Origin of the sequence: Lysinibacillus mangiferihumi (assembly GCF_003049665.1) — a bacterium.
In the GTDB taxonomy this organism is placed as follows: domain Bacteria; phylum Bacillota; class Bacilli; order Bacillales_A; family Planococcaceae; genus Lysinibacillus; species Lysinibacillus mangiferihumi.
On sequence record NZ_PYWM01000138.1, the window covers coordinates 1 to 205 of the forward strand.

Genomic DNA, 205 nt, shown 5'->3' on the forward strand with positions numbered 1-205 from the left:
CCTCCTCTGATAAATCTTCTAGTAACGCATCCTCTAACGCAGCTTCTGCCTCTAGCAAATCAGCAACTAGTTCTGCTTCCTCCTCTGATAAATCTTCTAGTAACGCATCCTCTAACGCAGCTTCTGCCTCTAGCAAATCAGCAACTAGTTCTGCTTCCTCCTCTGATAAATCTTCTAGTAACGCATCCTCTAACGCAGCTTCTGC

The 205-nt window shown here is 45.4% G+C and carries 1 protein-coding gene; it reads right to left on the reverse strand.

All coding sequences use genetic code 11. The features are described 5' to 3' along the window. Positions 1-205, reverse strand: a 205-nt coding sequence (locus C9J37_RS28740; protein WP_201262237.1) for a hypothetical protein, incomplete at both ends; no start/stop codon positions are given.